At 52.4% G+C, this 10,725-nt stretch carries 12 protein-coding genes; all 12 read right to left on the bottom strand.

Annotated elements, in window-relative coordinates; all coding sequences use genetic code 11:
• Positions 1-40: 40 nt before the first annotated feature.
• Entirely contained in the window at positions 41-1,147 is a 1,107-nt protein-coding gene (gene rfbB, locus HMPREF9720_RS03410) for a dTDP-glucose 4,6-dehydratase (protein WP_009596842.1), read from the bottom strand.
• Positions 1,148-1,165: 18 nt separating this feature from the next.
• On the bottom strand, positions 1,166-1,924 hold the full coding sequence (locus tag HMPREF9720_RS03405) for a glycosyltransferase family 32 protein (RefSeq protein ID WP_009596846.1): 759 nt from the start codon (positions 1,922-1,924) through the stop codon (positions 1,166-1,168).
• A gap of 6 nt (positions 1,925-1,930) precedes the next feature.
• Positions 1,931-2,791, bottom strand: a complete 861-nt coding sequence (gene rfbD / locus HMPREF9720_RS03400) for a dTDP-4-dehydrorhamnose reductase (RefSeq protein WP_009596786.1) — start codon at positions 2,789-2,791, stop codon at positions 1,931-1,933.
• Between the two features lie 4 nt (positions 2,792-2,795).
• On the bottom strand, positions 2,796-3,515 hold the full coding sequence (locus tag HMPREF9720_RS03395; protein WP_014775269.1) for an acyltransferase: 720 nt from the start codon (positions 3,513-3,515) through the stop codon (positions 2,796-2,798).
• Complete coding sequence (gene rfbC / locus HMPREF9720_RS03390) at positions 3,512-4,087, bottom strand: dTDP-4-dehydrorhamnose 3,5-epimerase (protein ID WP_009596823.1); 576 nt, start codon at positions 4,085-4,087, stop codon at positions 3,512-3,514. The genes HMPREF9720_RS03395 and rfbC overlap by 4 nt, the downstream gene beginning before the upstream one ends.
• Complete coding sequence (locus tag HMPREF9720_RS03385; RefSeq protein ID WP_139022449.1) at positions 4,084-4,548, bottom strand: hypothetical protein; 465 nt, start codon at positions 4,546-4,548, stop codon at positions 4,084-4,086. The genes rfbC and HMPREF9720_RS03385 overlap by 4 nt, the downstream gene beginning before the upstream one ends.
• Positions 4,549-4,660: 112 nt before the next feature.
• Positions 4,661-5,188 carry an acyltransferase family protein gene (locus HMPREF9720_RS03380; protein ID WP_039939749.1) on the bottom strand — a complete coding sequence of 176 codons (528 nt, stop codon included), beginning with the start codon at positions 5,186-5,188 and terminating at the stop codon, positions 4,661-4,663.
• Positions 5,189-5,191: 3 nt separating this feature from the next.
• Positions 5,192-6,076 carry a glucose-1-phosphate thymidylyltransferase RfbA gene (rfbA, locus tag HMPREF9720_RS03375; RefSeq protein WP_009596821.1) on the bottom strand — a complete coding sequence of 295 codons (885 nt, stop codon included), beginning with the start codon at positions 6,074-6,076 and terminating at the stop codon, positions 5,192-5,194.
• Positions 6,077-6,164: 88 nt separating this feature from the next.
• Positions 6,165-7,337 (bottom strand): glycosyltransferase family 4 protein, encoded by a 1,173-nt coding sequence (locus HMPREF9720_RS03370; protein WP_009596912.1) that lies wholly within the window; start codon positions 7,335-7,337, stop codon positions 6,165-6,167.
• An 84-nt stretch (positions 7,338-7,421) separates the two neighbouring features.
• The gene (locus HMPREF9720_RS03365) at positions 7,422-8,342 is read right to left on the bottom strand and encodes a hypothetical protein (RefSeq protein WP_009596816.1); all 921 of its coding nucleotides are present in this window, start codon (positions 8,340-8,342) and stop codon (positions 7,422-7,424) included.
• 49 nt (positions 8,343-8,391) lie between these two features.
• Positions 8,392-8,937, bottom strand: coding sequence for a UpxY family transcription antiterminator (locus HMPREF9720_RS03360; RefSeq protein ID WP_039939772.1), 546 nt, complete (start codon positions 8,935-8,937; stop codon positions 8,392-8,394).
• Between the two features lie 465 nt (positions 8,938-9,402).
• On the bottom strand, positions 9,403-10,614 hold the full coding sequence (locus HMPREF9720_RS03355) for a tyrosine-type recombinase/integrase (protein ID WP_009596859.1): 1,212 nt from the start codon (positions 10,612-10,614) through the stop codon (positions 9,403-9,405).
• Positions 10,615-10,725 lie beyond the last annotated feature (111 nt).

The following is a 10,725-nucleotide window of genomic DNA, read 5'->3' as shown; positions in this document are numbered from 1 at the left end:
TCAAGCAGATGTATTCAGTTCTGCACCGAATAATTACTGTCTAATTTTTGTACATGCTTTGGTAGTATTTTTCATACTCTCCTGAAGTAATGTCGTCCATCCATTTTTGGTTCTGGAGGTACCAGCGGACCGTCTTTTCGATCCCCTCCTCGAACTGCAGGCTGGGCTGCCAGCCCAGCTCGTCTTTGAGTTTGCGCGAGTCGATGGCGTATCTCAGGTCGTGGCCCGCGCGGTCGGCGACATACGTGATCAGCTTTTCCGAAGCGCCTTCGGGATTGCCCAGCAGCCGGTCCACGGTTTTGACGATCACCCGTATCAGGTCGATGTTCTTCCATTCGTTGAAACCACCGATGTTGTACGTGTCGGCGACCTTGCCCTTGTGGAAGATCACGTCGATGGCCCGCGCGTGGTCCTCGACGTAGAGCCAGTCGCGGACGTTCTCCCCGCGGCCGTACACGGGCAGCGGCCTTCGGTGGCGGATGTTGTTGATGAACAGCGGAATCAGCTTCTCCGGGAACTGGTAGGGCCCGTAGTTGTTCGAGCAGTTCGTAACCAGCGTCGGCATGCCGTACGTGTCGTGGTAGGCCCGCACGAAGTGGTCCGACGAAGCCTTCGACGCCGAGTAGGGGCTATGCGGGTCGTACTTCGTCTCCTCGGTGAAGAACTCCTCCCCGAAAGGACCGCCGCCGCTCTCGCAGCCCGCAGGGTCCCCCGCGGGGCGGGTCAGCTCCAGCGCACCGTACACTTCGTCGGTCGAGATGTGGTAGAACAGCTTGCCCGCCCAATTGCCGTTCCAATGCTCCCGCGCAGCTTCGAGCAGCGACAGCGTACCCATGACGTTCGTACGCGCGAAGGTAAACGGATCCCTGATCGAGCGGTCCACGTGGCTCTCGGCTGCGAGGTGGATCACCCCGTCGATGCCGTACTGCCGGAACAGTTCACGCATCGCCTCGAAGTCGCAGATGTCGCCCCTGACGAAAGTGTAGTTCGGCCGCTCCTCGATGTCCCGCAGGTTGGCAAGGTTGCCCGCATAGGTCAGCTTGTCGAGGTTGACGATCCGGTAATCGGGGTATTTGGTCACGAAAAGACGGACCACATGCGAGCCGATGAAGCCCGCGCCGCCCGTGATGAGGATGGTGCGTTGCATATATTCAATATTAATGAATTATTTTCTTTTCTTATATAAAATTCCCTTTATATAATCTTTCATTCGGGTTTTCAGAGTTTTTTCCCGCCAAGACCCGTCACAATAATGCATGGAATAGGACTCCTTGCTTCTCGTCGCAGGATCGCCTGCGAATATGCTTGAGCTATACACCATCATATTTCCGTCAAGGAGCTGATTCTCGTCTTTATAGCGGAATCCATACTTCGTTGCCAACATCGCCATAATGCCCGGATTTATGACATCTACATATAGAGATCCGTCCTCTTGAATAAAATGCCGGGAGCCATAATAATCCAAACATTCCTTAATAAAGGGATTAGCTTCCTTGGAGGCTATCAAAGCTGCCAACAATCCCAGTCCTGCGACAATATCCCCATCCCGTCGGACGACTCCGGCATCGTCTATTTGATGAATACCTTGTGATAAAAAATAGGTCGGATGATATTCAACAGAAGAAAAAAAGTCCCAAGATAAAAACTCATCAAAAGGTCTGAATACTTTGACATCAGTATCCATATAAATACCACCTTCCGTATAAAGGGCAAAATGTCTGATATAATCTGAGGCTAAAGACCATTTCCTCATTTGAATAGCCTCCTTTACCCACGGAACAGAATCTATATCGAAATTCGTTTCATCCCAACGCTTTATGGTATAATCCGGCAAGATCCTCTTCCAAGAGTCTATGCAATCCTGAACCGGGGGGGGGTATTTCCCTCCTCCCAACCATACGAAATGGATGATTTTAGGTATCATAATGATTTATTTTTCAATTTGTTTCAGACAGTAGATCATGGACTCCCTCCAGTGGGGGATGTCCATCTGGAAGGTGGTCTTGATTTTGGTTTTGTCCAGCACCGAGTAGGCCGGGCGTGCGGCCTTGGTCGGGAATTCCGACGTGTGGCAGGGGATGATGTGGCATGAGTCGTGACCCGCGGCCGCGGCGATCTCCGTCGCGAAGTCGTACCACGAGCAGACGCCCTCGTCGGTGAAGTGGTACACGCCCTCGTTGCCCGCGTAGCGTTCCGACTCGATGATCGAGAAGATCGCAAGCGCCAAGTCCCCGGCGTAGGTCGGAGTGCCGATCTGGTCGAAGACCACCTGCAGCGTATCCCGCTCCGAGGTCAGACGCAGCATCGTCTTCAGGAAGTTGTTGCCGTATTCCGAGTAGAGCCACGCCGTGCGGAAGATCAGATACCGGCACCCGGACGCCATGACGGCGCGTTCGCCCGCAAGTTTCGTGCGCCCGTACGCCCCCAGCGGCGAGGGCGTACCATCCTCCGTATAGGGCGTATGGGCCGTGCCGTCGAAGACGTAGTCCGTCGAGACGTGGAACAGCGTCGCGCCCGTCGCCTTGGCCGCAGCTGCCAGATTGCCCGCGGCCTTGTGGTTCAGCAGCTCCGCCGTCGGTTCGTCCTCCTCGGCCCGCTCCACGTCGGTGTAGGCCGCGCAGTTCACGATAACGTCGATGCGCCGCTCCTCGACCGTTCGCAGGACGGCAGCCGCATCGGTGATGTCTAGTTCCGCGACGTCCGTAAAAAGGTAGTTGTGGGGCGAAACGCCGCCCAGACGCCGCAGGGAGCGCCCAAGTTGTCCGTTCGCTCCCGTAATCAGGATATTCATAAGTTTAATAAAAAGGAATATAATCTCCGGAAAATTCGTATCGTAGATCGTGTGTACGTTCGCCTATCTTTTTTGCGGGAACCCCACCGACGATCGTGTAGGGAGCAACATCTTTTGTCACTACGGCGCCGGCTGCGACGACGGCGCCTTCACCAATTGTAACCCCGTGCAATATCGTCGTTCTCGGACCGAGCCATGCCCGATCCTCTATGACGACGCGAAAACTGTCATCTGAATTGCATTTGAAATCCGGATCTCTATGGTCATGCTGCTCTGTCCAAATATGTACTTCTGTAGAGAGATTGACATTCGCACCTATCGATATTCCATTTCGCGCATCTAAAACCGCCCGATCCCCAATAATGCTCCCCTCTCCGATTTTCAGTTTATAAGGCTCTCTTATCTCCGCTCCAAAATAAATAACAGCTTTAGGACCGATTTCGACCAGACAAACTTTCTTATAAAGAAAATCCCGGATTATATGTGACGGAATATAAGCGATTTGGAACAAGTTATAACGGAAATATCCACTGCATAGAAGTTTGATTCGACCTGTAATGCCTCCTTTTTGTTGCCTAACGAGGGGGGGGGAGACGGATTCTGACGACTGAAATTGTCGGTTCCTTTTGAACCTGTAATAAAAAGCCATCGGAAATATCGAGGAGACTAGTATTATTTGTTTGAATAACACTAGGAACAGAAATACAAAAAATAAAGTCGTCATAAACTATAATAGTTCGTATTATAGTCGAACAGCTCCCCGGCCTCCGACAGCAGCGGATGGGCGCTGTCCTTGGGCGAGAGGATTACATCTTCGGGGGCCAGACGCCAGTCGATGCCCAGCGAAGGGTCGTTCCATGCAATGGCGCCCTCCGATTCGGGGGAGTAGGGGTTGTCGCACTTGTATTGGAACGTCGCTTCGTCGCTCAGAACGGCGAAGCCGTGCGCGAAGCCCCGCGGAATGAAGAACTGACGCTTGTTGTCTTCCGTCAGCTCCACCGCCACGTGGCGGCCGAACGTGGGGGAGCCGCGGCGGATATCCACCGCGACGTCGAGCACGCGGCCCCGGACCACGCGGACGAGTTTCGACTGGGAGTACCGCCCCTTCTGGAAATGGAGGCCCCGCAGCACGCCGTAGCGTGAGTGCGATTCGTTGTCCTGCACGAACCGCACGGGACGGACCTCTGCGTCGAAGCGGCGCTGCGAGTAGCTCTCGAAGAAGTAGCCCCGCGCGTCGCCGAAAACCTCCGGCTCTAGGATAACAACGCCCTCTATGGCGGTAGGAACGACTTTCATAGTTTAAATTTTAAGATCAGTTGACCGTATAATCGACCGGATTGAAGAACAAGTATTTGTTTAACACTTGTATATAACAGCGGCAAAGCGACACCACAAACTACGTATGGAACCCACCAGATATTTATCCGGTCCGGGATAACAGGGAATGCGGACAAATAATCAATGCCATAACCATATATCAGAATCTGGAGCAGGCTGACAACTTTGAATGCAAGAAAATGCAGAGCCATGATAGCTAAAGACGCATTTCCGGCATAGATCATAATACGCGACAGAGTCGGTAGATTATGTATGTATACAGCCAAAGTATAAGTAAACAGACAACCGACGGCCGATGCAAAATAGAAAACAGGGAGCGGCGGGAAAATTGAACTGGCGATTGCCACCGTTACATTTTTATATTGCAAGAAGAGCAGTAACATCAGTAAAACCCCGATGCTCCATATATTAACAGGCATATATCGCTGGTATTTCCGAAACATTCGCCCCATATATAAAATAGCGGTCAAATAACACTCGTTAGATAAAATCCGTCGTATAATCAGAATATCAATCTGCTGTATCTCAGCATCAAAAACAGAACAAAGGACCACTGCGAACAAAATCCCCCCCTAAAATTATATCGGAATATCGGTCTGACAGCCGTTTGGAAATCCAGACTCCGATCATGAACAAGAAGGAAACGATGAAAAGACTTCTCAGAAACCACAATGCCCCTAACAATTGTTCCGGAGTAACGCAAGAACAAAAATATTTAAGACAATCGAAATAGTCCTGTCGCGTATACAAATGACTGGTCAGAGGATTATAAAAATGAGCTCTGAAAAAGAGATTGTGCAACAGCATGAAAACGATTCCGTATCCGACCAGCGGAAACCACAAACTTTTAATTTTTTTCCAAACGAATAAAAGTTTATCGTCTATATATTTATCCTTGAAGAAATATCCGGCTACGAAATAGAAAACAGCCAAATGAAACAGGTATACAAAGTTATGAACCGGAGAATACGCTGTATGCCCTGCAACAACAAAAATAATCCCCAATCCTTTCATGATCGAGAATACATGGCTATTTTCTCTCTGATCAATCGTTGTCATCGTTTATGCTTCCGGTTCGTCGAGGAGTTTCAAAAGGTATTGTCCGTACTGGTTCCTGAGCATCGGCTCGGCAAGTGCGCGCAGTTTGTCCGCCGTGATCCACCCGTTGCGGTAGGCGATGCCTTCCAGACAGGCGATCTTAAGTCCCTGACGCTTCTCGATGACCTCCACGAAGATCGAGGCTTCGGCCAAGGAGTCGTGCGTGCCCGTATCCAGCCATGCGAAGCCGCGCTGGAGCGTCTGCACCTTCAGCTCGCCGCTTTGCAGGAAACACTGGTTCACGCTCGTGATCTCAAGTTCCCCGCGGGCCGAGGGCTTGATGCTCTTGGCCACATCCACGACCTTGTTCGGGTAGAAGTACAGGCCCACGACTGCGTAGTTAGACTTCGGATGGGCGGGTTTCTCCTCGATCGAAAGGCAGTTGCCCTCACCGTCGAACTCCGCGACCCCGTAGCGCTGGGGATCGTCGACACGGTAGCCGAAGACCGTGGCCTTGCCATCCTCCTCCGCCGTGCGGACGGCCTCGCGAAGAAGACCCGTGAAGCCGGAACCGTAGAAGATGTTGTCGCCAAGAACGAGGCACGCGGAGTCGTCGCCGAGGAAATCCTCGCCGATAAAGAATGCCTGTGCAAGACCGTCCGGAGATGGCTGTGCCGCGTAGTCGATACGCACGCCGTAGTCGGAGCCGTCGCCCAGCAGACGCCGGAAACCCGGAAGGTCCTCCGGAGTCGAGATCACGAGGATTTCGCGGATGCCCGCAAGAAGAAGCGCCGAGAGCGGGTAGTAGACCATCGGCTTGTCGTAGACCGGAAGCAGCTGCTTGCTGACCCCCTTTGTGATCGGATACAGCCGACTGCCGCTGCCGCCCGCCAAAATGATGCCTTTCATATTATACCGTATTGCTTTATTTCCGAATTATCCTTTAAAGAATATTATGCAAACAACCGCCCGGCCGGAAGATTCCGCCGTGCGAAATTCAGACCTTGTCCATTACCTGCTGCAACCAGAAGAAAATCCCGGTACGGCTGATGTGGGTTTTGTAGCCCAGCCGCCGCATTGCCCTCATGAATCGCGTATCGCGGCAGATATGCCACTGCATGAAATGGTAGAGACCGGAAGTGACCAGCAGGCTTACGGCAATGACCGCATACAACTGGACGGCGATCGAAAAGCCCGAAGCTTCCAGCGACCACCAGCACAACACGACAAACATATTCACCCCCAGAATAGCCAGTGTCGTCGCCACATGGGAGCATCCGAGGTCGATAAACATATGATGCAGGTGTGTCTTATCGGGACGAAACGGAGAGGTCCCTTTCAATATGCGCGTCGACATCACCCGCAGCGTATCGAATACGGGGACCGATAATACCGCCAGCGTAAAAGGCACCAGTCCCACGTTCGGATCCACATACGCAGCGGCCCGCGACCCGTTCTGCAGGATCTCGATTACAAAAACCGACATGACAACGCCCATGACAAGCGTTCCGCCGTCACCGATGAACATTTTCGACGTTTTGCCGAAAACGTTATGCAGAAAAAAGGGAATAAGAGCGCCGACCGAGACCACGGCCAAGATGGTCATCGACTCTTCGCCGGAAAGAAAGAAGAGCGTGCCGAAGATCAGACAAGCCATAATGCAATAGCCGGACGAGAGACCGTTGACGCCATCTACCAAATTGATGGCATTGATAATACCTACCGCCGCAACGACCGTCAAAGGCACTGCATACCAATAAGAAAACCGGCCGATGTTCCACAATCCATGAAAATCGTCTATACAGTAACCGCCAACGAAAATCAGCAATAAAACGACGACGATCTCGATCACGAATCGCAAACCCGGTGAAAGACTCAGAATGTCGTCCATCGTCCCCGTATAGAGCATCGCCATCATGGCCATAATTACGACCGGCAGACCGGAGCAATCAACGACGGAGCTCATACATCCGATCGCAATCACGACTCCGAAAAAGACGGCGACTCCGCCGAGGACAGGAACCGGCGTACGCTGCAATTTGCGGGCATCCGGATTATCGACGATATTTTTCAGCAGAGCGATCTTCACCAGACGGGGATGTATCCAGCCGACCAACAGAAGAGCTATGAAGAAGGGAATAATGATTGTGTAGCAAAGAGACGTTGCCATACCAATTATTTATTTTCCGAGACAGCAGGTAGAATATGTGGAATATGCAGAGAGTATAAACAAGATAAAGATTCAAGACTGTCATTATGCAATATATCGCTCCGTAGGAGCAGATTGCCAGATATCGATTCGTTCGGCGACATGACAAACCACACAGCAGACGCAGCAGAAGCGATCGTCGTCTGAACAGAACGGAGTCCGGCCGTAATCGTACATGAAGCGGGCGATTCGCCATGCAAGGTGAGGGTCCGGATCATACGCATTGCCCAGAACCGCCGCATCGTACAGCCGGACCAAAGTATAGAGGTAATTTTCGTCGAAGTTGCCGGCGTCTTCGGGAACCGGCAAAGAGTTCCGGAAGTATTCGAACGACCGATTTACCGCACGGTCATTCGTTTTGTCGAGGAACGCATACGAATAGCGGTTCATCACGCCGATACGCTCCAGCGCAACATCCGGCGACACGCCGCTCCAGCTGCCGTCCCGGTTCATTTCGGCGATCCAGCCGGCAATCTGCCGTTTCAGAAGCAGCAGATATTCGTCGCCGGCGTCCGGACCGGGGTAAAGCAAGTCGATCAGACAATGACAAACACCTGTCCGGATCAACAATTCCGATTCGTCCGGTCGGAGAGAAGAGCGCTTTTCGTTGCCGCCGAGACAATCCCGGACGAGTTCGTCGGCCATTGCGAAACAGACCTCTTTCTTTTTCGAGACGTCGCCGGACATGGTCCCGCAAACGAGCGTATACATGGCATGGACCATCCGGCAGCGCAGCGCAGCATCCGACTCGCGGCGGCAGCGTTCCCGCAGCACACCGAACAGCGTATCGATCCTTTGCAGCCAGATTCTCCGGGTTCCGAACTCACCGGCCGGCGAATCGAACGTCACCAGACCGCACAATGCGGCGTACGCCCGCGCCAACCAAAGCAGGCGGACATTCGTCGCCCCCGCAAAATCGGCATTCAGCAGGGACGGCAGCGCTTCTTTCAAATATTCCGGCGTCATAACTTCCAAAAAATCAATCTCTGCAATTCAGGAAAACCGAATCCGGCCATCAAATCTTTTCGACCAGCGCCGAGGGAATGGAGGCGGTAGCCACCGCCGTGATGCCGTCGATCTTGACCACGACCCGTTTCCCGCGGGAATTCTTCACCCGCATGAGCAGGCCCTCGACCCCTTCGAATACGCCGCCCGTGATCCGCACCTTGTCCCCTTTCGACAAGGCGACCTCTTCGGGCGACATGAAAAGCACCTGTTCGTCTTCATTGCCCGCAACGGCAATAAAATTCCGCATCTGCTCTTCGGGCACGATCATAATCTGATTCTCACCGTTTTGCGGGTGCATCACATAACGAAGCATAGGTAGCTTATAGGTTTTCAATTCGTCGATGACCTCACGTGTCGAACGGATGAAAATATAGTTGTGCACGGCGACTTCGCAAGCCCGGAAAAACTGTCCCTTGGAGTTCCGGCGGCGCACAACCCGTACCGGCACAAAATTCTCGATGTTCAGTTTGTCAAGATACTCCTTCGTCGAAAGTTCCCGCTGATAGGTCACTCGCAGAACATACCATTCGGCAGCTGTATCCGGACTGTTCATCATGCTTTTCTTAGACTAAAAAAGGTCGGAAAGAGAGGTATGGTTGTAAAAAAAGCATTCCACGGGGACATCGAAAACCATTTATTGCAATGATTTTCAATCACTTACGCGCCTCCCATAAGAACACTTTCACATTTCACAGTACAGTCTCTTGGTAAGAGACCTTAATGTTGAGGGCAAAAGTATTAAAAATAAAATATATGCACAAATCTTTTGTTCTTTATTTTCGTATGCAGTGAGTTTTTCTGCGTTAAAAAAGGATTGATTATCAACGCCTTTTTTATTTTTAGTCCAAATACTGATACAATTAGGCCTTCGTATGCCGGTATTGTACGATCGGCCGTGAATCGCTGAAGATTTCCAACGCAGATCTTTTGCCGATTTATAAAAACAAGATATGAACCGCAAGCCATTCTTCTTAATATCAATTCATTACTGACCACACACATCTCTTACCAAGAGATATTACACATACAATGAAGCTATTATGCTCCGGTTCGCCTGATCGACGACGGAGCTTTCGAGCGAAGCCAGATAGATCTGGGTCGTTTTCTCCGAAGCATGTCCCATTCCCGCACTGATGATCGACAACGGAACGTTGTGATTCCGGGCCGTGGTCGCCCATGTATGCCGCGAAGTATAGGACGACAGCGGCATCTCCAGTCCGAGCAGTTCGGCCAGCCGTTTGAGCCGGCGGTTGTAGTATCCCAGAGCAGTCTGGTACTGGGAGAATCCCCGGACCGGGTCCTCCGCATTCAGCAAAGGAAAAACATAGTCCGACGTGCGGGTAACCGGCGCATAGCGTTCGATGATATCGCCCATGCAGGGTTCGATACGGATCGTAAGGCGCTGTCCCGTTTTGCGGCGGACATAGCATATCGCCCCTCCGGCGATGTCCTGCTTGCGCAGGAAGGCGATATCGACGAACGCCATACCCCGCGCGCAATAGCTGAAAATAAAAATATCCCGCGCCAGCGCCAAGGAGGGGGAGTGTTCCAGATTCAACCGCCGGAGCCGTATGACGGTCTCTTCGCCGACGGCGCGCTTGCGGGTACGGTCCACGCCGGTATATACATTCCGGAAAGGAGAACTTTGCGACACGATGCCCTCCCGGACCGCCTTGTTGAAAACGGCACGCAGCACCCGCATATAAAAAGAGACGGTATTGCGTACAATCCGTCTCCGCCGCAGCCAGTCGTCGTACCGGCTTACCAGTTGTTCGTCCAGCAGTGAGAACGGAATGTCCGCTCCGTTCAAAAATCCGGCGAAGCTGTTCAGCGTCCGCCGGTAATTCCGCGCCGTCCCCAATCTTCCGCCCGCCCGAAGGCAGGCGATCTGCTTTTCGATAAAGGCGAAAACGGTAACCCGCCCGAACGACCGGAACCGTCCGACAACATCCGGAAGGCCGTACTCCACCCGCCGGGCTTCGAAATCCCCGATAATCGCACGAAACAGGCACAAATCGCCGTCGATCTGCCGCTGGACGACAGCTATCTCGCCGTCGAGCCCAGCAAAGGGAACGACCGCCCGCTCCCGCAGGGCGTCCCATTGTTCGGGGAAAAGACGAATTCCGGTAGTTATCTGCCGGGATTGGCATTTATGGCAGAGTTGGTAATAGATTACCCCCGCCTTACCCTCTACCGTCGAATTCCGGAATTTTACTTTTACTTTTGCCATACATACAGTTTTTTAGTTGTTCATATTTTGGCCCCCGGAACCTTCTCCGGCGCCGGGCGGCTTCAGCAGTCATCTCTTTCGCAGGATCGTCCGACAAAACTAATTATCAGA

The organism is Alistipes sp. HGB5, assembly GCF_000183485.2.
Lineage (GTDB): Bacteria > Bacteroidota > Bacteroidia > Bacteroidales > Rikenellaceae > Alistipes > Alistipes finegoldii.
Note: the sequence above shows the minus strand (reverse complement) of the source record. Positions and strands in the feature narration are given on the sequence as shown.